24 protein-coding genes are annotated in these 24,963 nt (G+C 61.4%); 12 read left to right on the forward strand and 12 right to left on the reverse strand.

What is annotated here, in order from left to right:
* Nucleotides 1-25 precede the first annotated feature (25 nt).
* From CYJ10_RS21430 to CYJ10_RS21455, 6 genes are all read left to right on the forward strand, one after another.
* Complete coding sequence (locus tag CYJ10_RS21430; RefSeq protein WP_101683474.1) at nt 26-997, forward strand: Bug family tripartite tricarboxylate transporter substrate binding protein; 972 nt, start codon at nt 26-28, stop codon at nt 995-997.
* A 4-nt stretch (nt 998-1,001) separates the two neighbouring features.
* Nucleotides 1,002-2,219, forward strand: coding sequence for an acyl-CoA dehydrogenase family protein (locus CYJ10_RS21435; protein ID WP_101683475.1), 1,218 nt, complete (start codon nt 1,002-1,004; stop codon nt 2,217-2,219).
* A complete protein-coding gene (locus CYJ10_RS21440) occupies nt 2,204-3,409 on the forward strand; it encodes an acyl-CoA dehydrogenase family protein (protein WP_101683476.1) in 1,206 nt (401 codons plus the stop codon). Before CYJ10_RS21435 ends, CYJ10_RS21440 begins: the two co-directional genes overlap by 16 nt.
* Nucleotides 3,410-3,624: 215 nt before the next feature.
* The gene (locus CYJ10_RS21445; RefSeq protein WP_308302991.1) at nt 3,625-5,103 is read left to right on the forward strand and encodes an aldehyde dehydrogenase; all 1,479 of its coding nucleotides are present in this window, start codon (nt 3,625-3,627) and stop codon (nt 5,101-5,103) included.
* Nucleotides 5,104-5,127: 24 nt separating this feature from the next.
* Entirely contained in the window at nt 5,128-6,162 is a 1,035-nt protein-coding gene (locus CYJ10_RS21450) for a Bug family tripartite tricarboxylate transporter substrate binding protein (RefSeq protein WP_257993447.1), read from the forward strand.
* A gap of 96 nt (nt 6,163-6,258) precedes the next feature.
* The gene (locus tag CYJ10_RS21455; RefSeq protein ID WP_101683478.1) at nt 6,259-7,161 is read left to right on the forward strand and encodes an NAD(P)-dependent oxidoreductase; all 903 of its coding nucleotides are present in this window, start codon (nt 6,259-6,261) and stop codon (nt 7,159-7,161) included.
* A 3-nt stretch (nt 7,162-7,164) separates the two neighbouring features.
* Here the strand turns inward: CYJ10_RS21455 and CYJ10_RS21460 are convergent, their stop codons facing one another.
* The 11 genes from CYJ10_RS21460 to CYJ10_RS21510 all read right to left on the reverse strand — a co-directional run bounded on the left by CYJ10_RS21460 (nt 7,165) and on the right by CYJ10_RS21510 (nt 18,214).
* A complete protein-coding gene (locus CYJ10_RS21460) occupies nt 7,165-8,109 on the reverse strand; it encodes a LysR family transcriptional regulator (RefSeq protein WP_101683479.1) in 945 nt (314 codons plus the stop codon).
* A 122-nt stretch (nt 8,110-8,231) separates the two neighbouring features.
* The gene (locus CYJ10_RS21465; RefSeq protein WP_101683480.1) at nt 8,232-9,641 is read right to left on the reverse strand and encodes an MmgE/PrpD family protein; all 1,410 of its coding nucleotides are present in this window, start codon (nt 9,639-9,641) and stop codon (nt 8,232-8,234) included.
* A 19-nt stretch (nt 9,642-9,660) separates the two neighbouring features.
* A complete protein-coding gene (locus CYJ10_RS21470; RefSeq protein ID WP_101683481.1) occupies nt 9,661-10,506 on the reverse strand; it encodes an N-acyl homoserine lactonase family protein in 846 nt (281 codons plus the stop codon).
* The gene (locus CYJ10_RS21475; protein WP_101683482.1) at nt 10,503-11,243 is read right to left on the reverse strand and encodes an ABC transporter ATP-binding protein; all 741 of its coding nucleotides are present in this window, start codon (nt 11,241-11,243) and stop codon (nt 10,503-10,505) included. Before CYJ10_RS21475 ends, CYJ10_RS21470 begins: the two co-directional genes overlap by 4 nt.
* Nucleotides 11,230-12,009, reverse strand: coding sequence for an ABC transporter ATP-binding protein (locus CYJ10_RS21480; protein WP_101683483.1), 780 nt, complete (start codon nt 12,007-12,009; stop codon nt 11,230-11,232). Before CYJ10_RS21480 ends, CYJ10_RS21475 begins: the two co-directional genes overlap by 14 nt.
* The gene (locus CYJ10_RS21485) at nt 12,006-13,013 is read right to left on the reverse strand and encodes a branched-chain amino acid ABC transporter permease (RefSeq protein ID WP_101683484.1); all 1,008 of its coding nucleotides are present in this window, start codon (nt 13,011-13,013) and stop codon (nt 12,006-12,008) included. The genes CYJ10_RS21480 and CYJ10_RS21485 overlap by 4 nt, the downstream gene beginning before the upstream one ends.
* Before the next feature lies 1 nt (nt 13,014).
* The gene (locus CYJ10_RS21490; protein WP_101683583.1) at nt 13,015-13,884 is read right to left on the reverse strand and encodes a branched-chain amino acid ABC transporter permease; all 870 of its coding nucleotides are present in this window, start codon (nt 13,882-13,884) and stop codon (nt 13,015-13,017) included.
* Between the two features lie 5 nt (nt 13,885-13,889).
* Complete coding sequence (locus CYJ10_RS21495; protein WP_180863011.1) at nt 13,890-15,068, reverse strand: ABC transporter substrate-binding protein; 1,179 nt, start codon at nt 15,066-15,068, stop codon at nt 13,890-13,892.
* Between the two features lie 55 nt (nt 15,069-15,123).
* On the reverse strand, nt 15,124-15,447 hold the full coding sequence (locus CYJ10_RS21500) for a DUF4387 domain-containing protein (RefSeq protein WP_101683485.1): 324 nt from the start codon (nt 15,445-15,447) through the stop codon (nt 15,124-15,126).
* A gap of 28 nt (nt 15,448-15,475) precedes the next feature.
* Nucleotides 15,476-16,837 carry an acyclic terpene utilization AtuA family protein gene (locus CYJ10_RS21505; protein ID WP_101683486.1) on the reverse strand — a complete coding sequence of 454 codons (1,362 nt, stop codon included), beginning with the start codon at nt 16,835-16,837 and terminating at the stop codon, nt 15,476-15,478.
* Between the two features lie 12 nt (nt 16,838-16,849).
* A complete protein-coding gene (locus CYJ10_RS21510; RefSeq protein ID WP_101683487.1) occupies nt 16,850-18,214 on the reverse strand; it encodes an LLM class flavin-dependent oxidoreductase in 1,365 nt (454 codons plus the stop codon).
* Between the two features lie 105 nt (nt 18,215-18,319).
* Between CYJ10_RS21510 and CYJ10_RS21515 the strand changes: the two genes are divergently transcribed.
* From CYJ10_RS21515 to CYJ10_RS21525, 3 genes are all read left to right on the forward strand, one after another.
* Nucleotides 18,320-19,264: a LysR family transcriptional regulator gene (locus tag CYJ10_RS21515; protein ID WP_101683488.1), complete on the forward strand. Its 945-nt coding sequence runs from the start codon at nt 18,320-18,322 to the stop codon at nt 19,262-19,264.
* Between the two features lie 124 nt (nt 19,265-19,388).
* Nucleotides 19,389-20,087 carry a 3,4-dihydroxy-2-butanone-4-phosphate synthase gene (gene ribB, locus CYJ10_RS21520; RefSeq protein WP_257993448.1) on the forward strand — a complete coding sequence of 233 codons (699 nt, stop codon included), beginning with the start codon at nt 19,389-19,391 and terminating at the stop codon, nt 20,085-20,087.
* 11 nt (nt 20,088-20,098) lie between these two features.
* Nucleotides 20,099-21,148, forward strand: coding sequence for a flavin reductase (locus CYJ10_RS21525; RefSeq protein WP_101683489.1), 1,050 nt, complete (start codon nt 20,099-20,101; stop codon nt 21,146-21,148).
* A gap of 382 nt (nt 21,149-21,530) precedes the next feature.
* Here the strand turns inward: CYJ10_RS21525 and CYJ10_RS21530 are convergent, their stop codons facing one another.
* Nucleotides 21,531-21,818: a BrnA antitoxin family protein gene (locus CYJ10_RS21530; RefSeq protein ID WP_101683490.1), complete on the reverse strand. Its 288-nt coding sequence runs from the start codon at nt 21,816-21,818 to the stop codon at nt 21,531-21,533.
* Between the two features lie 324 nt (nt 21,819-22,142).
* Here CYJ10_RS21530 and CYJ10_RS21540 point away from each other — a divergent pair, with 324 nt between their 5' ends.
* The 3 genes from CYJ10_RS21540 to CYJ10_RS21550 all read left to right on the forward strand — a co-directional run bounded on the left by CYJ10_RS21540 (nt 22,143) and on the right by CYJ10_RS21550 (nt 24,953).
* Nucleotides 22,143-23,324, forward strand: a complete 1,182-nt coding sequence (locus tag CYJ10_RS21540) for a CaiB/BaiF CoA transferase family protein (RefSeq protein WP_101683491.1) — start codon at nt 22,143-22,145, stop codon at nt 23,322-23,324.
* A gap of 65 nt (nt 23,325-23,389) precedes the next feature.
* Complete coding sequence (locus tag CYJ10_RS21545; RefSeq protein ID WP_101683585.1) at nt 23,390-24,157, forward strand: FadR/GntR family transcriptional regulator; 768 nt, start codon at nt 23,390-23,392, stop codon at nt 24,155-24,157.
* Nucleotides 24,129-24,953 (forward strand): enoyl-CoA hydratase, encoded by an 825-nt coding sequence (locus tag CYJ10_RS21550; RefSeq protein WP_101683492.1) that lies wholly within the window; start codon nt 24,129-24,131, stop codon nt 24,951-24,953. Before CYJ10_RS21545 ends, CYJ10_RS21550 begins: the two co-directional genes overlap by 29 nt.
* The last annotated feature ends 10 nt before the right edge of the window (nt 24,954-24,963 follow it).

The raw sequence follows: 24,963 nt of genomic DNA on the forward strand, positions 1-24,963 counted from the left end.
GATAACGAAAAAATAGGAGACTGCCATGATCAAACGTTTGCTCGCAGGGACGATTGCGATGTGTGCCGTGTCGCTGGGCGCGCCTGCTGCTGCAGCGGATGTCTATCCCGCCAAGCCGGTGCGCATCATCGTGCCGTTCACCCCTGGTGGTGCTGCCGACATCATGACGCGCGCACTGGGCGAGCGCTTGCGCAAGCAGCTGGGGCAGCCCATCGTCATCGAGAACAAACCTGGTGCCGGTACGGTGATCGCATCGGACTATGTCGCCAAGCAGACCCCCGACGGCTACACGCTGCTGATGGCTGCCTCGTCGCTGGGGATTGCACCGAGTATCTACAAGAACGTCAGCTACGACCCGGTCAAGGACTTCGCCCCCATTACGTTGGTGGCATCGGTCGTGCATGTGTTGGAAGTCAACGCATCGCTGCCCGTCCACAACGTCAAGGAGTTGATCGCGTACATGAAAAACAGCGCCAAGCCGCTGAGCTATAGCTCGGCCGGAACGGGTACCTCCACGCATCTGGAAGCGGAGTTGCTGAAATCCATGGCGGGCGTCGATATGACGCATATCCCATACAAGGGGAGCGCGCCGGCATTGACCGATCTGGTGGGGGGAAACGTTCAGGTCATGGTAGACGCTTACGCGTCGTCGGCGCCGTTCATCAAGGCGGGCAGCGTGCGCGCGCTGGCGGTAACCACCGCGAAGCGTTCCGCAACGTTGCCCAACCTGCCCACAGTGGCCGAATCTGGGCTGCCGGGCTACGAAGCGATGCCATGGCTTGGATTGCTGGCGCCGGCCGGCACGCCACCAGAGGTGGTGCAGCGTGTCTACGCTGCGGTACAGGAATCGTTGAAGGATCCCTCGTTGGCGCAGCAGTTTCACGACCTGGGCCTCGACATCATCGGCAACACGCCCGTGCAGTTTGCGGCGTTCGTGAAGCAGGATGCCGTGAAATGGGCCAAGGTGGCCAAGACTTCCGGCGCCCAGGCGGACTGATGCCATGCGCCTGACGTTGACAGAAACGCAGACGCTGCTGGAGTCGAGTGCGCTGCATTGGCTGGCCGGCAATGCTGACGCCATGCGCGACGCTAGCGAACCAGACAAATACTGGTCCATGTTCGCTGAGATGGGATGGCTGGCGCTGCCCCACGCGGAGGCCGTTGGCGGCTTTGGTGGTGGGCCCATTGAGGTGGGTTTGCTCATGCGCGCCTTGGGGAGGCATCGGACTGGCGCAGCACCGTATCGCAATGGGGTCCTCATGGCGGCACGCGCGCTGGACGAGCTAGGCACGCGCGTGCAGCGCGACACGTGGCTAGCGGGCCTGATGGCGGGCGAACAACGCATGGCAATGGCGCATGCCGAGCCCGGGCAGGAGAATCCTTGGAGGTTGCCGTCCACCGTTGCGACATGGAATGCGCATACGCGGCGGTGGACGCTGCGCGGCAAGAAATCAATGGTGGTTGGCGCCGGCAACGCCAGCGCAATCATCGTGAGTGCCGCCATTCATGCGAACCCATCCCGGCTCGGCCTGTTCGTGCTGCCCATCAATGCTTCGGGCTTGGCGTCGACGCCGTGCAGCATGGCGGACGGCAACGCTGCCATCGATATTCTGCTGAATGACGTGACCGTTGACGAAGCGGCGCAGCTCGGCACAGATAGCGCCGCCGCCGAGGTAACAGATACGTTCGTCGCCCTTGTTGGTGAAGCGCTGATCGCCTCGTGCTGGGAAGCCACCGGCGCGATGCGTGCGGCGTTGGAAGCGACTGTTTCGCATGTCACGCAGCGTGAGCAATTCGGCCGGACGCTTGCGTCGTTTCAGTCGGTCCAGCACAGGCTTGCAGAGATGGCGGTGTGTTGCGAGGAAGCCGCGGCAGCCTGCGAGCTGGCGGCGCTGCGCGTCGCCGCAGATCGCAGATTGGCGTGCAACGCGGCCTCCATGGCGAAGTCATGTACCAGCCGCGCCGCACGCTATGTCGCGGCCAACGCCGTGCAACTGCATGGTGGGATGGGTGTGTCGGAGGAGTTGCATGTGGCTGGCCTGTTCCGGCTGCTGACGCGATTCCAGCTTGAGGACGGCCATGCCGATTGGCACGCCGCCCGGCTTGGCGCTGCCATGAGCGTTGGCGACTGGCGCCACAGCCAGACGTTGCTGGCCCCCACGACATCCATCGAACCCCCCGTTCACAAAGAGGAGACGCGTGAATGGATCTGCAATTAACGCCGGAGCTGATCGCGTTCCGGGATGCCGTGCGGGACTATCTTCGTGACCAACTGACGCCCGAGCTGCGTCGAGGTCAGCAGCTCACGTCGGCGATGTATCCGGAACCTGAGATTTCGGGTCCCTGGCAGGCGCGACTGCGCGAACGTGGTTGGCTCGTTCCGCTCTGGCCTCGCGAGTGGGGTGGCACTGGATGGAGTGCAATCGAGCGCTTTATCTTCGAGACCGAATGCGCGCTGGCCGGCGCGCCGCTCGTGCATCCGATGGGCGTGAGGCTGGTGGGCCCGGTGATTCTGCAGTATGGAACGGACGCGCAGAAGGCGCTTTATCTGCCGCGCATCTTGTCTGGCGATGACTATTGGTGCCAGGGCTTTTCCGAGTCAGGCGCGGGATCAGATCTTGCCTCACTGCGCACGCGTGCGGTGCGTGATGGGGACGACTATGTCGTGAACGGCAGCAAGCTGTGGACAACGCACGCCCACCATGCCAACCGAATGTTCGCGCTGGTGCGGACAAGCAACGCGGGGCGGCGCCAGGAGGGCATCAGCTTTCTGCTAATCGACATGGCGAGCCCAGGGGTCTCGGTGCGTCCTGTTCCGACAATTGGTGGGGACCATGACGTCAATGAAGTGTTCTTCGACAATGTGCGCGTGCCGGTTACCGACAGGATTGGTGCCGAGAACCAGGGCTGGGAGTGTGCGCGCTATCTGCTTGAATTCGAGCGCGGCGCCGGCATTTTCAGCCCCCGACTGCGGGCACAACTCAAGCGCATAGGGGATGTGCTGGCGAGTCTGCCGCAATGCGAGAGCGACTTGACTGTGCCGTCGCTGCGCGCTCTACGGTTTGGTGAGGTGTCCGCTGATCTCGATGCATTTGAGATGCTGGAACTGAAGACAATGTGTTCGGTGCCGCCCGGCGAGCGGCCTGGTCCCGTGGCATCCATCCTGAAGCTGCGCGCCAGCCGGCTACGGCAAGCGATCAGTGAAATGGGTCTGTCGCTGATGGGAGCGGAATGCCTGCGATGGCGCGCCGCCGGCGAGCTTGACGACGCTGACCACCGCGTGACGCAGGACGACGCGCTGCGCGACTGTCTGCTTCCCGACTTCTTAAATGCCCGTGCTTACACGATTTTCGGGGGCGCTGCCGAGATCCAGCTAGGAATCATCGCGAAATCGTGCCTCGGTATCTGACGCCGCAGGTTGTTCGGCGGTGCGTTTTGACTTGAGCCGGAATCCTCTTCCTGATTCGTGAGCACAGAAGCGCAATTGTGTGGGAATTCGCTATAAGAGAACGAGCAAAACGGTATTAGACGCACGCCAACCACGCTCCATATACTCCTCGCACCACCTTGATGTGGCGCGGCAGGCCGGAAAGGCCGCCGACGGATACAAACCAGGAGACAAGCGTGATCCAGAAGTACGACCTCTACATCAACGGCCGCGCCCGCGCCCCGAAAAGCGGGCGAATGCTGCAAAGCATCAATCCATTTACTTCCGAGGTCTGGGCTGAAATTCCCGACGCCGGTGCCGAGGATGTGGCGGACGCCGTCACAGCGGCGAACCAGGCTTTCCGAGACGTGTGGCGTGACCTGCCCGGTATTCGTCGCGCAGAACTGATGTTGCGACTGGCCTCGCTGATAGAGAGCCAGGCAGACCGCATCTCCCGGATCGAGAGCACTGACAATGGCAAGATCGTGCGGGAAACGCGTCCGCAAATGGTCTGGGTGGGACGCCAGCTTCGCTACTTCGCAGGGTACGCGGACAAGCTCTTCGGGCAGCATATTCCGTTGGACCAGCCGAACACACTCGACTACCTGTCAATGGAGCCTTTCGGGGTGGTGGCACTGATCACCGCCTGGAATTCCCCACTCGCCTTGTTGGCGAACAAACTTGCCCCTGCCTTGGCTGCCGGAAATTGCGTGGTGGTCAAGCCTTCTGAACATGCGTCAGCCTCTACGCTCGAGTTTGCCGCGCTGGTCGAGGAAGCTGGCTTTCCGCCTGGCGTGTTCAATGTGGTGACTGGCGGTGCGGAAACGGGCCGCGCCTTGGTGCAGCACCCAGGCGTCTCGCTGGTCAGCTTCACAGGCAGCCCCGGTGTCGGACGCGAAATCGCCGCGATGGCGGGGCGTCGCCTGATTCCCGTCAAGCTGGAACTCGGCGGCAAGTCGCCCAACATCATCTTCGATGATGCTGACCTGGACAAGGCCGTCGTAGGTGCATTGGCCGGCATCTTCGGTGCCACGGGCCAAACCTGCGTGGCCGGGTCGCGACTGCTTGTGCAGCGTGGCGTGGTAGACCGCGTGGTGTCGCGCCTGGCGGAACGCGCCCAGCAGATTCGAATGGGCGACCCGCTCAATCCCGCGACGGAGATGGGGACGGTTGCAAACGAGCCGCAGTTTCGCCGCATCCTGAACGCCATTGAGCAGGCGAAGGACGCAGGCGCGCGGCTAGTCACCGGCGGCAAGCGCGCACAAGGCGAGGGGCTGGGCGAAGGGTACTTCATAGAGCCGACAATCTTTGCGGACGTCGACAACGGCAGTCATCTGGCACAGGAGGAAATCTTCGGCCCGGTGCTCGCCGTGATCCCTTTTGAAACGGAGGAAGAGGCGGTGCGACTGGCCAACGACAGCCCCTACGGGCTGGCAGCGGGGATTTGGTCGCGAGATCTGGCGCGCGTGATGCGGGTCACCCGTCAGATGCAATGCGGGTCGGTCTGGGTTAACACTTACCGTGCTATCGCGGCCCAAGTGCCATTTGGCGGGTTCAAGGAGTCCGGGATTGGGCGAGAGCGTGGCGAAGCGGGATTGCGGGAATACCTCACGACCCGCAACGTGATGATTGATTTCTCCGACGACGTGCGCGATCCGTTTGCGATCCGCACTTGAGCCACCACCGCTGAGGAGAACATCATGGCTATCAAGCAGAATGACTCCGGTGTGCCGGCACCACGCCGCATCACACGACGCCGTGCGCTGGCGATGTGCGGCGGTGCATTGACCCTGCTGGCGGGGACGGCACCGTTTGCGTCCCGTGCTTCCAATGGCAGCTATCCGTCGGGCCCAATACGGTTGGTCGTGCCATTCCCGCCTGGTGGGTCGGTCGATACCGTTGCACGGACTATCGGTCCCCAACTTCAGGAGCAACTCGGCCAACCGGTTGTTATCGAGAACCGGCCAGGCGCCAGCAGCGTGATCGGCGCTCAGTACGTCAAGCACGCGAAGTCCGATGGCTACACGATACTGCTCAACGCGTCGTTGCAGGTCGCCAACCCGATGTTGCTAAGCACTGCAACGTACGATCCGATGAAGGACTTTGTGCCCATCACCGGTATCGGTGCGCAACCGCAATTGGTCCTGGTACGTGCTGACGGCCCATACAAGACGCTGGCGGATCTGCTAAACGATGCACGCAAACGGCCGCGTGAACTGCAGTGGGCCATTGCGGCGTTCGGCGCGGCCGGCCACCTTGCCTGCGAACTCCTTAACGTGGAGGCAAAGATCCAGATGCCCGTCGTGCCATACAAGGGTGGTGCGCCGGCGCTGGTTGATCTGATGGGCGGACACGTCTCCGCCATGATTGAGCCGATGGCGTCTGCCTATCCGCACGTGAAAGCCGGCCGGCTGCGCGCGCTGGCGGTGACCAGCGACAAGCGACTGCCGTCGCTGCCGGATCTCCCCACCGTAGCCGAGAGCGGCTTTCCCGGGTTTGACATGCCGAGCTGGTACGGGCTGTGGGTGCCCGCAGGGACTCCGGATTCTGTTGTCGATCGCCTTTACCGAGAAATGCAAAAGGCGGTGCAGGCCCCCGCAGTGGCGAACAAGCTTGCCAGCATTGCGTTTCTACCGCGCGCGTCGTCGCCCAGTGACTTCACGCGCTACACGGCCAGCGAGCTGTCGAAATACCGCACGCTGATCGCACAGGCGAATATCAAAGCCGACCAGTAACCCGGCCGGTAGCCCGAACAGTCACCGACCAGTCACCGACAGGTCACCGAAAGACAGCCAGCTAACGCTGATCTCCATTCCGAAGGGAGCAGTAACATGAGTCAAGCAACGATCCTGGGCTTTATTGGCTTGGGCGTGATGGGCGAGCCGATGTGCGCGAATCTTGTGCGTAAGTCGGGAGCGACGGTCCATGTGTTCGACATGGCGGGTGACGCCATGGCGCGCGTCGTAGAAAAAGGTGGAATTGCGCAGGCCTCAGCGGCAGCCGTGGGCGAGACCTCTGACATTGTCTTCCTGTCGTTGCCGTCCATTGTCGAAGTGGAGGCGGTCACGGCGCAACTGGTCGCTGCACCGAAGCGCCCGCGCTTGATTGTTGATATGAGCACCAGCGACGTGGCACGTACACGTGCGCTAGCGGCAAAGCTCAAGGAGGCGGGCATCGCTTACGTCGACGCCCCGGTGGCCCGTACAAAACAGGCGGCAATTGACGGGACGCTACTCATCAGCGTTGGTGGGACGGCGGAAGACGTTGCAACGGTACGCCCCTACCTCGCGTGCATGGGGTCAGACGTTCTGCACTGCGGCGGCATCGGCAGCGGACAGTTGGTGAAGATCCTCAACAACATGATGGTCTTCATGACCGTCAACGCTTTGTCGGAAGTGCTCACGATTGGGCGACGCGCCGGGATGGATGGCGAGGCGCTGTTCGAACTTTTGTCTCAAGGGTCTGCCGACAGCTTCGTATTGCGTAACCACGGCATGAAGTCGCTGGCGCGCGATCAGTTTCCGGAAAAAACCTTCCCGATGACGTATGCGATCAAGGATGCCCGTCTTGCGTTGTCACTTGCCGATGCCGCAGACTTCCGGCCGCATATCGCTTGGTACACCTACGATTTGATGTGTCGCGCCAGCGAGGCAGGTCTCGCGCAGAACTACCACCCTGCGATGATCCAGCTAGTGGACGGCCGCATTAGCCCAGTGACGCCGACTCCCGACTGACGATCACCTGGGTTCGCCAACGGCGGCCGATGCGCGGGCATCGGCCTTTTTTTCTTCCACGGGCTTTGGCATCAGGCGAGGCAGAACTTCCTCGACAATGCGCCGCGTGAGATCTGTCGCATGTTTTTCGCTCCAGATAACCTCCATGTGCACCTTCCCCGCAGTCGGCGGCAAGTCGCGGAAGCAGACGCCCGGATAGCCGCTGGACGCATAGGATCTCGGCACCAAGGCCACACCAAAACCAAGCCGTACCATCTGGAAGATGGTGAGCGGATTGCGAGCCTTGTGCTTAAAGTTTGGGCTGAAGCCCGCCTCATAACACGAGGCGACGATCGCGTCGTAGACAGCGGGGCCATGCTCGCGCGACAACGTGACCATGGGCTCGTCGGCTAAATCTGCCAGGCAGAATTTTGGCGTCGAGGCCAGCGGATGCGCCTCGGGCAGGACGGCCATGTAGGTGTCGTGATGCAAGGGAATATGCATGAGCTTGTCCCGGTCAGGTCGGACGTGTACGAAGCCGATATCCAGAAGGCCGTGCGAGATCGCGGAGACCTGATCCTGGGATTGCATGTCGGCGACGGAAACGTCTACGCCAGGAAAGGCCGCTTTGACTTGGGCCAGGAACCGGGGAAGGAGATCGAAGAGGGCCGATGTCGCGACGCCCAAGCGCAAGGTGCCGACATCGCTTTGCGCCGCCCGTACGGTGGCGTCGACAGCGGTAAGCATTTGCCCCAAAAGCAGGCGGCTTTCCCGGAGAAAAACGGCGCCGGCGTCGGTCAGTTTGACCTCGCGGCGTGTGCGGTTAAACAGGGTGACGCCCAGTTCTTCTTCCAGCAGCTTGATGTGCTGTGAGAGCGGTGGCTGCGACATGTGTAGCCGCTCGGCGGCGCGGCTGAAACTGAGTTCCTCCGCCACCATGACGAAGTAGCGGAGCTGCTTCATGTCCATGACAAATCGCCCTCTTTGGTGAATACCGGCCTCATTTGGCGGGAGTGCGAGTTGATCTGTCAATCCGGGAATACTTGGCGTGGCGGCGCCAGGCCTGCCACGCCCGGTTCTTCGACAAGTACTTAGCGGCGGCCGAGCACGCGTGCCACGTCGCGCACCAGCGTTTCCTGACCTGCAGACAGCAGCGTTTCCAGCGTCGCTTGGACTTCGGCCTTGGGCAGTGTCAGCGCCGCATTGGCGCGGAATTTTTCGACGATGGCTTCCAGGTTCAGCGCGCGTTCGCCGCTGCCGAGATTGACCGGTACGCTGCGGCGTTCGGTCCTATCGTTCCCAAGTCGAATGCTGACGGTACCCGAGAAGTACTTCGGAAATGCCGTGTCGCGTTCCACGATGCACTGCACCTTGTCGGCGACGGCAAGGATCTCCGGATCAGCGAGGCTTGCATCGTCGAGCTCTGCCAGTGTAAAGCGGCCCCGTACCAGGCAGGCGGCCACCACGAACTGGACACTGAACTTCGCCTCGTAGTCAGAGCGCGGCACCTTCTTGGTAGCGGCCGGCTCGGCCACAATTGGCAAGGTCGGTGCAGGTAACTCGCAAACAATGGCTTCGATCTTGCGCAGATCGGTTACCTGCGCCCGCAGGCTGAGGGCGGCCTCCGCACACCCGTGGATAAAATGGCAGACCGGGAATGGCTTGATGGCGGTATCCATCAAGGTCCATTGCTTGCCAAGGTCCTGAATGACAGATTCCGTATCGACCTCACCGGCACGTTCCTGCATATGGGTATCGAACAACCCAAACTTGCCTTCATAGGGACGGTCCGGACCGTGGAAGCCGGCGCGCGCCATCTGCGCGGCCGTGATACCGGCCAGTGCGCCCCAGCCGGGGTGCATACGCTTGGTCCAGGCGCCGTTTTCGAGAAACACCTGAACGCCGGCGGACGTGCTCGCGGCAATCCCCTGCGCCGATACCAGTTGGTCTTCAGAGAGCCCTAGTAGCTTGCCCGCGATGACCGCGCTGCTGAAATGCGAGACGAGGCCGGTCGCATGAAAGCCTCCATGGTGGAATCCGCCCTTGACGGCACGTCCCAGCCGGATGGCGGTCTCCATGCCGGCTGCATACGCGGCGATCAAATCCCCCCACGTCGCGTTGGTGGCCTCTGCAATCGCCAGCGCTGTGGGCAAGCAGGCGACCGTCGGATGGACGATGCTGCCAGGATGGGTGTCGTCGAAGTCCAGGCCGTGGATCAGGTAACCGTTAGCGAGCGCCGCATCGCGTGGTTGCAGGCGATCGCCGCCACCAATAACGGTACCTTCTCCTGGTGCGCCCGCCGCGGCAATGCCAGCGAGCGCGGGGGCGGCAAACGCGAAGTGGCGAGAAGCAAAGGCAAGGCCAATGGCGTCAAGGATCTGGTGGGTAGACTTGCGCCACACATCGTCTGGCAGCGTGGCCGGTGATAGCTGGCGCGTGAAGCGAGCCAGTCCTCGTGCAAGATTAGCGGACGGCGGATGAAGACGTGCAGTATGTTCCATGGTTTTTTGTGATTTCGGCTCAGTCCTGCACGCCGGCAGGAGTCGGTTCGCAATGCAATTGGGCGATGGCGATCGGGACACTCTCCACAAGTGGATAGCGCTTGAGTACCAGCGGATCGTGCCCAGGAATAAAGTGGTCGGGTGAACTCGCTGCCTTCACGAGACGCTTGTGGCCTTCAAGCATGCCGGCGACGTCGACCACCACAGGGAAAGGAATTCTGCGGGTCAGATTGGCATAGTAATGCGCCGCATCGGAGGCCAGTACGACCCAGCCGCGCGCCGTGTGTACACGTACAGCCTGCAAGCCCTTGGTATGGCCGCCGACGCGAATGAGTTCCACGCCGGGCGCCAGCGAATCGTCACCGTCATGGAAGCACACGCGTTCGTCATAGACGCGGTGCACAAAGTCGCAGACGTCTTCCACCGCAAAGGCCCGCCGTAGCGACGGCTCGCACATGCAGCGGCCAGTAGCATAGGCAGCTTCGTCGTCCTGTATATGGAAAACGGCGTTGGGGAGCTTGTCGAGATTTCCTGCATGATCCCAGTGCAAATGGGTCAGCACGACATCATGCACGTCTTCCGGCTGGACATCCAGATGGCGAAGGGCTTCGATCGGGCAGACGTCAAGCGGGCGCTTGCGGTGCTGTGCACTGCGTTCGCCAAATCCAGTGTCCACCAGGATCGTTGTCTTGCCATGTCGTACCAGCCAGACAAAAAAATCCATGTCAACAACGCCATCATGCTCATCACGGAAAATGAAATTCTCGGCAGTGCGTCGCTGCATCGTGGCGAAGCGCACCGCGTAAACCTCGTACTGCGGAAGGCTGGTAGCCGCGGAGTTGTTGGACGAGACAGTGGTGGTCATGTTGCGTGAACTCCATGAGTGGGTGCGGCGCCAAGGTAGGCCTGTTGAACAAAGTCGTCTGCCAGGAGTTCCTGGCCGGTGCCGGTTCGTACGACGGCGCCTTGCTCCAATACATAGGCACGGTGAGACAGACGAAGCGCTAGCCGGGCGTTCTGCTCAACCAGGACGATTGACAGTCCGGTGTCGCGATTGAGCCCTTCGATGGCGTGGGCGATCTCGGCGATGATCTTGGGGGCCAGGCCCAGCGAGGGCTCATCGAGCAACAGGAGCTTTGGTTGGGCCATCAGCGCGCGACCAATCGCCACCATCTGCTGTTCGCCGCCAGAAAGTGAGCCGGCCATCTGTCGGCGCCGTTCGGCTACGCGCGGGAACAAGGTGTAGACCTGGTCAAGCGTCCGTCGGCGAGCGGCTGCATTGCGCACTGTGTGTGCGCCAATTTGCAGGTTCTCCAGCACGGACATGCGGGGAAAGAGCCGTCGGCCCTCCGGAGACAGCGCAATGCCACGCGACACGCGCGCGGCGGGGGGCAGGGCGGCGATGCTCTCCCCATCCCAGCACAATGTACCGCGGGACAATGTCTTCAGGCCCATCATGGCCTTCAACGTGGTGGACTTGCCGGCACCGTTGGCGCCCACGAGCGCGACGATCTGACCATCGCCCACGGTGAACGAGACGTCATGCACGGCTTCAAGCGGACCGTAATGCACGGCAATCTTCTGGCCTTCAAGCATGGGCATAGTCGGGGGCTCCCAGATAGGCTTCGATAACGGCTGCGTCTTGCCGAATGGCGTCGGGCGTGCCCTCAGCGATCTTCTGGCCCTGCACCAGCACCACAATGCGCTGACACAACTCCATGACGAGGGCCATGTGGTGCTCGACTAGCAGTAGAGACACTTCACGTTCACGCTGCAGGCGGCGCAACAAGCGGCCAAATTCCATGCACTCTTCGCCATTGAGGCCAGCGGCCGGTTCGTCGAGCAGTAAGATGGCGGGGCGCGTCGCGATGCCGATTGCTACGCCAAGTTTCTTCTGGTGGCCATACGCGAGGCCTCCTGCCAGTGTGTCGCGCCACGGACCGAGTCCCGTCAACTCCAAGACGTCATCCACTTCCCGAGCGATGCGCGCCAACGCCGCGCGCCGGTCAGTAGTGGTCACCATGTGGGTCCAAATCGTACCTGGCAGCGTTGACAGTGCGCCACGATGGATATTTTCGGCGACCGTCGCCGACGGGTACACCGACGCTGATTGGAAAGTACGGGCGAGGCCGTGCCGGACAATACGGCTTGGGGGGAGGCCGGTGATATCGCGATCGTGCAAGAGCACGTTGCCGGCACTCGGCGCGATAGTGCCGCTGATGAGGTTAAAGGCGGTGCTCTTGCCTGCCCCATTGGGGCCGATCAATCCCACGACTTCTTGCGCGCTGACATCGAAGCTCAAATTCGATACGGCCTTTAGCCCGCCGAAGTTCTTGGAGAGATTACGTACTTGCAAGAGGGGTGTCATGGCGCATTCCTCCGGGATCTCCCCAGGGTCGAGGCAAGCGAAATGGGGAGGCTGGCGAGTCCCTGAGGGAGAAATCGCAGCATAAGAATCAGCGCGACGCCGTAAAAGATCGTCTGCGTCTGCACGGCGCCTCGGAACAACTCCGGCAGCGGCGTCATGACAAGCGCGCCGACGAGCGGCCCCAGCAGGGCCTTGCGCCCCCCGACCACCATCATGATGATCACCGCGGTAGACAGATGAAGGCTGAACGATTCTGGCGAGATATAGCCCAGGTAGTAGGCGGTGAGTGCGCCACCAAGCCCGGCCAGGACGCCGCTGGCCGTGAAGGCAAACAATTGCGTGCCGCGAACGCTGACGCCACTGGATTCCGCTAACGCGGGATTCTCGCCAACGGTGTCGACGGCCTGGCCAGCAGGGGAACGCAGCAAGATGGCCAGCAGCGCTGTCACGCCAACCGTCACCAGTGCCACCACGGCGTAGAACGCAGGCTTGTCCTCGAGTGAATAGCCTAGGAGGGTCGCAGCGGGAATGCCGGCGATACCATTTGCGCCACCCGTGACCGTGTCCCATTCCAATAGTCCAAGCCGGACGAGCTCCCCGAACGCAAAGGTCACGAGTACGAAGTAGACGCCGGATAGCCGGAGCATGATGGCGCCCAGCAGGAACGCGCAGACGCCGCCCGCCATCATTGCGGCGACCACCGCGACGGGGAACGGTAGATTGGCGCCCATGCCGGTAAAGACGGCAACGTAGGCGCCGATCCCGACAAAGGCCCCATGGCACAGCGAAACTTGCCCAGCCCGCGAAAGGATCGTCAAGCCGCTGACGACGATGGCATTGATGCAGACGAGAATGGCCAAATGGATGGTGAAGGGGTCCCCTGCCACCAGAGGCGCAAGCGCCAGGGCGATCATGCCTGCCGCCCGCAGTAGGGTGCCGGTCCCGGGGCGCTGCAGGGCAGGTTTTGGCATGGATGGGGAAAGGATGCTTTTGCTGTCATTCATGTCAGGCCTCCGCGCGGCCCAGAAGGCCTGTGGGTCGGATCACAAGCATCGCCATGACGAGCGCGAAAATCAGGATCTCGGCAATGCTGTTGCTGAGGAAGGTGCTGGCCGCGCTCTCGGTCACGCCGAGCAGGAGGCTCGCCAGCGCCGCGCCGGGGATACTGCCAAGCCCACCCAGGATCACGACGATGAATGCCTTGAGTAGCGGTGTGGCACCGATAAAAGGTGAGACGGAGAACAACGGTGCCATCAGTGCGCCGGCTACTGCGGCCAATCCCACACCGATGCCGAAGCCCAACGGGTAAATCAGGCGCGCACGCACCCCCTGCGCTGTGGCGATTTCCGTGTCCTGCACCACCGCCCGCAGCGCGCGACCGGTACGGGAATGCCCCAGGAACAGATAGAGCGCGAGAAGCACGACGACTGAAAACCCGACCACGTACAGGCGCGACATGGGTAGCGTGACGGCACCGATCGATACATTGCCGTCAGCGACGGACGGCATGAACTGTGGGTCCGGGCCGTAGATCATGAGCGCCACAGCCTGAAGAATCATGCCCAGGCCGATTGTTGCAATCATGCCGTTGAGTTCATCGTTTCGGAATGGCTTCAGTACCAGCTCCTCGACGAGCCACCCCAGAAGGACGGCTAGCACGAAGGCAATGCCAACGGCCGCGATGAAAGGCAGGTGCCAGTTCGCGACGAGCACGTAGGCAAAGAACGCTCCGAACATGTAGAACTCACCATGCGCAAAGTTGACAATGCGCATGACACCGAACACCAATGTGAAGCCAATGGCCATGAGTAGGTAAAGCAATCCGATGATGACGCCATTGACCAGTGCCTGCGCAACAAGGCTCGTTGTATCCATGGCGTTCACCGTGCATCCGTTTCACAGGCGTTGACATTGCATCGGGCACGGACCACTTCCCTGCCGTCTTTTACCTCCGAGATGAAGAATGGCGATTCGATTTGGTGGTCGATGCCGTACTTGGCTTTGCCGCCCCAGTTCAGCGTGCCCTGGATACCCGGGTAATTCTTGATACTCTCGAGTTCCTTGCGTACGCGCTCAGAATCGGTCACCGTTCCGGCCTTCTGCATGGCGGCGAAAAGCATATTCGTGCCGTCGTAGAACGCGGGGCTGAAGCCGTTCATGTTCTTCTTGTACTTTTCGCTGTAGCGTTGGGCGTAGTTGGAAACCGCCTTGTTGTCAGGATCGGTGAGGGAGCTGACCAGCATGCCCTCCGTCGCTGGCTTTCCGGCGACGGCGACGATTTCAGGCGTGGCCGGACCGCCGTTTCGCACGATCGGCCCTTTGAAGCCCAGTTCGCGCGCCTGGCGAACGATCAGGCCGGCGGTTTGCGGTGAGTTACCGTCAAGCTCGATGGCGTCGATGCCGGACGCGATCATTCGCGTCAACAACGGAACCATGTCAACGCGCTGCCGTTCGAAGAACTCCTTGGCCGACAGCGATGCGCCCGCCTTGGCGTAGGCGTTCTCGAGATCGCGCGAGATTTGCTGCCCTGACTCGTCGTTCGGGAACAGCGCCCCGACCTTCTTGAGCTTCAGGTTCTTGACGAGCCAGACGATGGACGGATACGACGTTTCCTCGGTGGTCAGATTGGGGCGGAACGAGTAAGGCTTCTCCGGGCTGAGCGCCTTGGCGGTGAAGCCCAGCGTCATGATGATGACCTTGTTGCGCTCGGTCAGGGGCGCCACGGCCAGTGCGGGTGCCGAGCCCATCGGGCCGATGATGTATTTGACCTTGTCCTCGGAGATCAGACGATTGGCCGCGGTCACGGCATCACTGGACTGGTACTTGTCGTCGTAAGGGATGACCTGCACCTTGTAGCGCTTGCCGCCCACGTCCAGGCCGCCCTTGGCGTTGACGTCATCGGCGGCCAGTTCCGCGCCATAGAGCAGTGCTTGGCCCCAGGCGGCACCGGCCCCAGAAAGGGTCACCAGCGCACCGATTTTGAGGGTTTCCTGGGCTTGGGCCAGGCAAGGAAGCAGCAGTACGGCGGGCAGCAGGCGCTTGATCGTTGCGGTTTTCATAATGTCTCCTCGTTGTGTTGTATTTGAGCGGGGGCGCACGAGATATGTGGAACGCTCAGGCCGGTGGCGTAATAGGAATTTCGATATCGAGCAGGGGTGCGTGCTGCTGGGCACCATAGACGTCGGTGTCGCCCACTGCGCCGGACGGAATCCGGCGCGGCAGCGTGGCCTTCCACGCCAAGGCAGGCGGGTATTCGGTGAACAGGACCTGCCCGACATCCACCTGGTATAGGCTGGCGATGAGATCCGGCGTGATGACGCCGGTGCTGCGAACCTGCTCGAACAGCGCAGCGTTGTCGAACATGATGTCCAGCGTCACGTGAAATGGCCCGGCGTTCTTGCTCTTGCACGCCTTGGCGATGTCCTTGAGTTTGACCATGCTTGGAGTTTCCTGGTGGCGGCGCGGATTAGACCTGCTCGTATTCGACGGGGAACATGCGCAGCGGATCGTTGATTTCCAGCACGTGCTGCAGCATGAATTCGTAGATGGGGCCTCGCTCGATGTCGGACGGGGAGAACGGGAAGGCCATATTTCCCTCGCGGCACATGCGACCCGGAAAATCGGAGTGGAGCAGCGTGACGCGTGCCAGCGACAGCGCCGCGTTGGCAATGTCCTGCGTGCGTGCCACCACTTCAGCGATGATGCTGACCTCCACGGGCGCGGCGCTTTGTTCGGGCTCCCACGCACCCATTACTCCGTTGCGGCCGTACTGGCGAAGGACCAGCCGATAGTCATCGGGACCGATGCCGAGCGCGGCGACCTTGGTGGCCGTCGCGGTGCGTACGCTGGACATGAAGCTGTCGATTTGGCCAATCAACCCAGGATCACGGGTGGCGGCCAAGGCGATCGCGCTGTAGCCGGCATGACGGACGCCTTCGAGCTTGATGGAGTAGGGGCGTGCCAGCCAACGCATGCCGCTGATACGCACCCGTCGGTCCGTCAATGCTTCGATACGGCAGTCACTCGAGTCGACAATGCCGCCGGGTTCGTATCGGGTGATCGGGCTTGCGTTCTCGTGCAGTGCCTGCACGGCGACGGATAGCGGCGTGCAGCGCAACTCCGGATTGAGGGGCTCGGTTTCGACAAAGTCTGGGCCGACGGTCACCATCAGGCAGTCGTGCTTCTTGGGGATGGCGGCATTGCATGCGCATTCGAGGATTTTTCCCGCGTACCATGCGGGGGCTTCGGGCAACCCGTGATGCATGGCCAATGCCACCCACGGTGCCGGGTCAGTGCCGCGCCCGCCAAGAATGACCTGTGCTCCGGCGGCAAGCGCTTGTCGATACGGTTCGGGACCCATCATCCCGACGACGCGCACTGCCTGCTCTAGTTCGGAGGCATGTAAGTCCGGCGCACCGCCAATCGGTTTGATGCGGCCGGCGGCTAACTGCTCGAGCAGGAATGGTTTGTCCTGCTCGGCGTGAATCAGCGCCATCTTGAAATGCAGATCGTGCTCGGCGGCAATTTCGCGAATGATCTCAGCGCAAGCCTGGAGATGCGGCTCGCCGCCAGCCCCGCCGCAAGTGCCGACCATCATGGGAATGCCGTTGGCGATGGCCCCACGCAGCAGCAGCGAGAGATCCCGTTTCATGGCAAGGCGCGAGTTCAGCGTCTTGCCAGACCCAAGGTAGTGGGGGCCGGGGTCTGAGCTGCCGCCGTCAACACCAATCATGTGCGGTTTCAACGCCAGCGCGGCTTGCAACGAGCTTTCGGGAAATCCATAGCCGAGAATGCCACTGGCGGACATCATGCGTACAGTTTGCGTCATGATGACTCCCGCTCAGGCTGCAACGCGACGCCAGTCGCCGGCGCCTGGGCGCGCCATCCCCAAATTCCCGCGCAGCGTGCTTTCGCCGTACTCTTTGCGGAACAGGCCACGCTTTTGCAGTTCTGGAATCACCAGGCGCACGATGTCCTCGTAAGTGCCCGGCACTGACGTGGCCGACAGCACAAAGCCATCGCACGCCGTCTTGAACCACTCCTCCATCTGGTCGGCGACCTGTACGCCAGTGCCACAGAACACGGGGCCATCGTTAAGCGTGCCGCGGCCCGACGCTTCAACGAAGTCCTTCACCGAAGGATTGCGCTTGCCACTCACCTGCACGACCTTGTCGCGCAGACTTTGCCAGGACACTGCCGCGAGTTCCTCGTCAGTGAACGGTTGATCGTAGGGTCGGCCGGAGAAATCGATATTGAGCGTCTCGCCAATCATGGTCAGGCCGTCGATGGGGCGAGACAGGCTGGCGATGAGTTCGCGCTGCTCCTGCGCCTGACTTTCACTATCTGCCACGATAATCTTCAGTTCCGGAGCGACCTTGAGCGAGTCGGGATCCCGCCCGGCGTTTGCCACGCCGTCTTTCAGCGACTGATACTGCTTTTTGCCGTTTTCCAGCGTTGGATATTTGGCGAAGACGACTTCGGCCCAGCGCGCCGCGAAGGCGAGGCCCCGGCCGCTTTGGCCGGCTTGCAGAATGACAGGATGGCCTTGCGCCGATCGAGGTACGGTGAGTGGGCCGCGTGATTGGAAAAACTGCCCGGCGTGGTCGAGCCGACGGACCATGTCGGGATCCGCGAACAGGCCTGTCTCCTTGTTCGGATGCATCGCCCCTTCTCGCCACGTGTCCCAATGACCCATCACAACTTCCATGAACTCGTCAGCACGGTCGTAGCGCAGGTCATGCTCCAGATGCTCTTCGTGCCCGAAGTTCGCGGCCTCAGAGTCGTTCATCGACGTCACCACGTTCCAGGCCACGCGCCCCTTGGTCATCAGGTCAAGCGTGGCAAAGAGGCGAGCGACATGAAACGGCTCGTAATAGGTCGTCGAGTACGTGGCGCCCAGGCCTAGCTTGGAGGTCACCATCGCCATGGCCATCAGCACCGATGTGGGTTCGAGCTTGACTGCGCGCACGCCGTATTTCACCGTGTCACGATGGCTTGCGCCGTAGATGTCGGGCATGGCCAGGCGGTCATCGAAGAACGCCATGTCGAATTTTCCATCTTCGAGCGTGCGCGCAATGCGCTGGTAGTACTCGGGCGACAGGTAGTCGGTCATACTGGAAGGATGCCGCCACGAGCCCACATAGTTGGAGCAGTTCTGGGCTTGCAGGAAGGCGACGAGGGCCATTTGTCGAGGCGTTTTGCTCATGTTCGGTCTCTTCTCTCTGTCGAAAAACACAACGTGTCGAGAGCGCAGTATTGGCGTCGATCCTGATGGGCACAATTTCCCGGGTGTGATAGTTTTATAACGACCATGAATAAATCGACCGACCGCCCCTCGCTGACCCGTCTCGACCTTGCTGAGCTGGAGACTTTCCTTTGGGTCGTGCGCGAACGCAGCTTTAGCGTCGCTGCACAGAAGTTGCATCTTTCGCAGCCAGCGGTGACGAACCGAATCCGTCGGCTGGAAGACAAGCTCCGTGTGAAATTGCTGCAGCGCACGACGCGCTCCATGGAACCGACGAAGGAAGGGTTGCTGCTTAGCGAGGCGGCAGAGCAAGCGGTCAGTGGATTGCGTGATGTGCTCAAACGCTTCAACGTGGTCTCGGAGACCGAGCGAAACCGCGTAGTGGTGGCTGCCACGCCCATGTTGTCGGCAACGGTCTTGCCCCGCCTTATCCATACCTATGCGGAGCGATATCCTGACCTGCAGATTGTCTTGCGTGACCTGCCCTACGAACGGGTCATTCGCAGTGTTGTGGAAGGGCAAGCCGATATCGGCGTGACGGCGCTGGATGGCACGCCGCGTGGACTGAAGTTCCAGTCACTTGCCGAGGAAAAGATGCTCCTGGTTGTGCCGGCAAAGCATCCGTTGGCCAGCGTGAAGACGGTCACCCTGGAAAAGCTAGTGCCCCATCGCCTCATGTTCCTGGACCGCTACGAGACGTTGCGCCTGCAGTTGGCCGAGGCTTTTCGCAAGCGTGGCGTTGATTTCGATCCTGCAAAGGCGGCTACCGTCGCAACCCTGCCAACGTTGCTCGGCATGATCGATGCGGGGCACTGCATCACGTTCTTGCCGCGTTCCATGGTACAGAACAATGCGAAGCGAACGCGTGTGACGGTGACGGTCACCGACCTGGAGGCGTCGCGCCGCTACGGTAGCGTGGTGTTACGCAAGGCGGATTTGAGCGCTGCGGCCCAAAACTTTCAGGCGTTTTTGCGGCAGAACTTCAAGACACAACTCGAAGCACAGGACTGACTGTCCGCCGTAACGGTGCCGGCCTATTTATTACGGTTCGATATAGATCCATTCACCTCTGCAATTTGTGCCCGGCCCCGTGGCGAATCTAGACTTGGCCTGTCAAACACAAGGGAGACAGGCCATGGAGGCCATGCAGATACAGACGTCGCACATCGTTCCGGCGACCGTCGCACAGGACCTCGATAGTGTCGAAGTCGCCATCGCGGCTATTGCGCGTGGCGAGTTTGTTGTCGTCATCGACGATGAGGACCGCGAGAACGAAGGGGACCTCATCATGGCCGCGAGCGCGATGACGCCCGCCGCCATGGCTTTCATGGTCCGTCATACCAGCGGCGTCGTCTGTGTGTCGATGCCAGGCAGCGTGTTGGATCGTTTGGCGCTGCCACTGATGGTCGAGGCGAACACCGAATCGTATCGTACGGCCTTTACCGTCAGTGTAGATGCCTGCGCGGGCATCACCACGGGCATCTCAGCCGCGGATCGCACGGCGACTATTCGTGCCATGGCTGATCCATCGAGCGGCCCCACGGATTTTGCGCGGCCGGGCCATGTTTTCCCACTGCGGAGTCGACCAGGGGGCGTCCTTGAACGCCCCGGTCACACGGAGGCGGCTCAGGACCTCGTGCAAATGGCGGGTCGAGGCATTGGCGGAGTCCTGTGCGAGGTCGTCAACGATGACGGCAGCATGGCACGTCGAGCTGACTTGATTCGATTTGCAGCAAAGCACCGTTTGACGATGATCTCCATCGCCCAGCTGGTGGCGTTCCGCCGGGTCGCCGCCGCGCCAGCCAACACCCAGGCTGTTGTTCCTGCGCTTTGAAAGGACCTGCCATGAACCAAATTGACCGCCGCGAGTTGCGTCGGACGCTCGGCGCCTTCACGACAGGCGTGACCGTAGTCACTACAGTGGACGGCACCAACAAGTCGTTTGGCGTGACCGCCAACTCTTTTAACTCCGTATCGCTGGACCCACCGCTCATCTTGTGGAGCCAGTCGCTGACATCAAGCAGTTACCCGGCATTTCGAGATGCAGATCGATTTGTCGTCAACATACTGGCTGAGCACCAGATCCACGTGTCGAACCAGTTTGCTAAATCCGGTGACGACAAATTTCGGGACATCGCCGTGACGTCCGGCTTAGGCGGGGTTCCTATTATCGATGGCGCTGCCGCCTGGCTGGAATGTGAAAAGGTGGCTGCGTATCCGGGTGGAGATCATGTGGTGTACCTCGGGCGTGTAGAGCGGATGGGACGCTCGGCGCATCGGCCGTTGGCTTTTGGTGATGGTCGCTACATGGTCACCTTTGCCCACGACCTCGGTGAACTGGCCGGCGCAACCAGTCAGTCTTCGGGCTTGCCGGGCCTTGACGCCGTGCGCCTGGCCGGCGCGGCGCTGCCAGAGATCTGCGAGCAAATTGGCCAACGCACAGTAGGCCTCGCCGTATGGGGAAATTTGGGGCCAACCATTGTGCGATGGGAGCCGTCGACCGCGCCTGTCAGCCCCTATTTGCAAACAGGCGTCGTCGTGAGTCTCACGCAATCTGCTACGGGGATGGCATTTGCGGCTTTCCAGCGTCCCGAGTTTGTTGAGGAAGCCTTGCGGCGTGAACTGGGGGCAGACGACCGCGAGGCGTTCGCTGAACGACTCACTGAAGCACGTGCACGCGGCGTGGCACGTGCGGTCGGTGCCGCGCCATCCGTGCGTCACAAGGTAACCGTCAATGCTTTCAGCGTGCCCGTGTTCGATGCGACTGGTGAGATGGTGATGGCATTGTCCACAACATGTCCTAGTGAACGTCTGGATCCCGAATGGACAGGGCCTGTCCCAGAAGCATTGAAAGCTGCCGGGCAGCGCCTCTCGCGCCAGTTGGGTTGTCGCTGAGTGCCACTAGGGCTCCCATGCAGTCTGGTAGCCCGAAGGCGGCGGGTGCGTGGGAAAAACGGAAGCTATATTGAGGGCGTCCAGAAGATGCCTGCCTTCCCTAACCATGGGATGGTTCAACAGGGCGCGAGAGTTGCTGTGTAGGTACGGCTTACGAAACGAATGGACGGTCGCGCCTCGCGACGAGCGTCACGTCGCCGCCGACGAACGCACTCGGCAGGACTTCTCCACACATACGGATTAAGCAGCCATCTTATCCACGCAGATCAAACAGCGATAGATTTGATTACTGAGCGGAGTGAACGCCCTGCTCAAGAATTTGTGTGTGCGTGCGCGCAGTTGTAGCCGCAGCGACGTCAGGCGCTGTCGTCGCTGCGCTCTCTCATGGCCGATGCGTCGTCAGCCAATCCTTCAACGCATCGTTCATCCTGGTCTGCCAGCCATCGCCGCTCGAGCGAAACGCATCCAGTACATCTGCATCATAGCGGATGCTGACCAGTTCCTTCGTGCTGGCGAGCCTGGGCCGGCCCCGGCCTCGTTTGGCGAGCGGCTGCATGGCGCGCATCTGTTCGGCTGATACCTCGAAGGTGTCCGGATCTTCCGCGATGCCGCGATTGATTGCCGCGTCTTCCTCGTCCGTCGGCATAACGATCTTAGGTTTGCTCGACATAGTCGGCCACCTCACGTTTGTTTGCCTCGCGCAGGCTGATGATGTGCATTGCTTCGCCGCGCTGGAAACACCACACAGTACAGGCGACCACCGATGACCCCGAACCGGATCTCGCGCACTTCGGAGTAGTCGCAGCGGTCATCTCCATGCATCTAATTGTAGCTACGAATATTCAGCGAGGTAAGGAATATTTGTAGCTACGAATTATAGGCTGATCGCGGCATGCGACGGGTTTACCCCCGGGTTGATCCGTCCGTTTTTTATATATAGGATGTCCAACATCCCACTTGTATGTGGGGCCGACTAAAAACATTGGAGACAATTGTGGAACGTGGTCCGCTTTCTCGATTCACCGTGCTTGACCTCACACGCGTACGTTCTGGTCCCGCCGCTGTGCGCCAGTTTGCAGACTGGGGCGCGACGGTCATCAAGATCGAAGAGCCGGGACTCGCACCCGATGACAGGCCGGGCGGCTCTGCGCAGGTCGCTGACTACCAGAACACCCACCGCAACAAGCAGAGCATTACGCTCAACCTCAAGCATCCGGAGGGACGTGCGCTATTCCTCGACCTGGTGCGCAAGGCCGACGTCGTAGTGGAGAACTACCGGCCATCGGTGAAGTTCAAGCTGGGTATCGACTATGAATCGCTGCGCAAGGTCAATCCTCGCATCGTTTATGGCAGCGTCTCAGGTTTCGGCCAGGATGGCCCGTACCACGACCGACCGGGCCTGGACCAGATCGCCCAAGGCATCTCGGGCATGATGTCCGTCACCGGCGAACCCGGACGCGGACCCATGCGGGCGGGGATTCCCGTGGCGGACCTGACCGCGGGCCTGTTCTGCGCGATCGGCCTGATGGTGGCATTGCTGGAGCGCGAAGTGTCGGGCGAGGGGCAGTGGGTGCAGACTTCGCTTCTGCAGTCGCAGGTTTGGATGATGGACTTTCAGGCCATGCGCTGGCTGATGAACCGTGAGGTGCCAGGTCAGAGCGGCAATGATCACCCGACCAGCGCCCCAACCGGCGTGTTCCCGACGCAGGATGGATTCATGAACATCGCCGCTATGGGAAATGACATCTTCGCACGGCTTTGCAATGTGCTGGAGTCGCCCGATCTGGTGACAGATGAGCGCTTCAAGACGGTGCCCCTGCGTGCCCGCAATCGTCCGGCGCTGAACACCGCGATTGCCGAACGGACCCGTACCCGGACCACAGACGACTGGATCAGCCGCATGAACCGGGAAGGCGTCCCATGCGGCCCCATTCTCAACATGGACGAGACCTTTGCAGACCCGCAAGTGGAACATTTGCGCATGCGCCAGCCTGTCGATCACCCCAGCCTGGGCCCAATCTCCGTCGTTGGCCAGCCTGTCATTCTGAGCCGCACGGCGCTTGGGAAACTGGCACCGGCGCCAGAGAGCGGAGAGCACAACCAGGACGTCTATCGCTCGATGCTCGGCCTGGATGCGGCCCGGATCGAAGCCCTCGCCGCGCAGGGGGTGATCTGATTGGGCATTAAGATATCCGCCGTGATCGCCCCGGATGCGGGGCTGCAGACATGACGGAGATTCTTATGAAAGACCAACTCGACAGCGAAACCCGCGGATTCACGAGCCTGCGCAGGCCGGACAACCTGCCGGACGAGATCGCGCACCAGATTCGCCAACGGATCCTGAACGGCACGCTGACGCATGGGCAGCGCCTGCCGACGGAACACGAACTGGCCACGGCGTTCGAGGTGAGCCGCAATGTCGTGCGCGAAGCCATTGCTCGGCTGAAGCTGTCGGGCTACGTGGAGACCCGGCGCGGTACGGGCTCGTTCGTCGCGCATGGTATCGGGCAGCGCAACTTTGAGATCGTCACCGACGAGCTGATGGAGAAGGACGCGCTTGAGCACGTGTTCCAGTTGCGGGTCGAGATCGAATCCGGAGCGGCGGCGCTGGCGGCACGGTTTCGCACGGCCGAGCAGCTCGAAGTGCTGCGGATGGCTCTGGTGAAGGTGGATGCGGCGGGTGGTGACTGGGAGAAGGGCGCGGACACCGCACTCGACTTCCACCTCGCGGTGGGTAATGCGACCAACAATCCGTATTTTGTCCGACTGATGGCGCACCTGAGCCACGTGTTGCACGACTCTGTGCGCACGTTGCGAGCAACCTCGACCGGAACCTCGCGTATTTCGGAGATCGAGAAGGAACATCACGCGATATTCGATGCCATCGCCGCAGGCGATGCTGAGAAGGCACGCGCGGCAATGCGGTTGCACCTAACCAACGGCATTGAAAGACATAGGGCCCGAGGGCCAGAGAGAAATCATGACCACGACACGCATACTCGAAGGTGAAATTACCGATACCCTGCTCGTAGAAAAGCGGGGCAACACAGGCTGGATTACCTTTAACGATCCAGGTCGCCACAATGCCATTTCGTTCGACATGTGGGCGGCACTTCCAAAAGCCCTTGCCGCGTTCGAGCAGGACGACGAGATTCGATCGGTTGTGCTCACTGGCGCCGGAGAGCGCGCTTTTGTGAGCGGGGCCAATATCTCCCAGTTTGACAACCTGCGCTCCGGCGACGAAGCGGTCGTGGCCTACGAACAAGTGGCCGAGACGGCCCAACTGGCGCTCTATGACTACGCCAAGCCAACTCTCGCCAGGATCAAGGGCTACTGCATCGGTGGCGGCCTCAACATCGCACTGTGCTGCGATATCCGGATTGCGTCGGCCGACAGCACTTTTGCGATTCCGGCCGGCAAGCTCGGGCTGGGCTACCGGCTCACCGCCATCCGCAATCTAGTCAGTACCGTGGGCGCAGCCAATGCGCTCGAGATCTTTCTGACGGCCAATCGCTATGCGGCTTCCGATGCTAAGGCGCTTGGGCTGATTCATTACGTGACCGATCAAGCGGATGCTGCCGGCCTCGACGCCGCGCTCCAGATCCGTCTCGACCAGATCGCCGCCAACGCGCCCCTGACGCTGCGCGCCGGAAAACGCATGATTCGCCAGCTGCAGCAACTCGGACCGCAGGTCGATATCGCGGGCATGCAGCAGCTCGTCATGCAGTGCTTCGCCAGTAATGATTATCGCGAAGGCAAGAAAGCTTTCGCGGAGAAGCGTAGCCCGGCCTTCACAGGCAAGTAGGCATACCTTC

It is taken from the genome of Cupriavidus pauculus (assembly GCF_002858765.1).
In the GTDB taxonomy this organism is placed as follows: Bacteria; Pseudomonadota; Gammaproteobacteria; order Burkholderiales; family Burkholderiaceae; genus Cupriavidus; species Cupriavidus pauculus_B.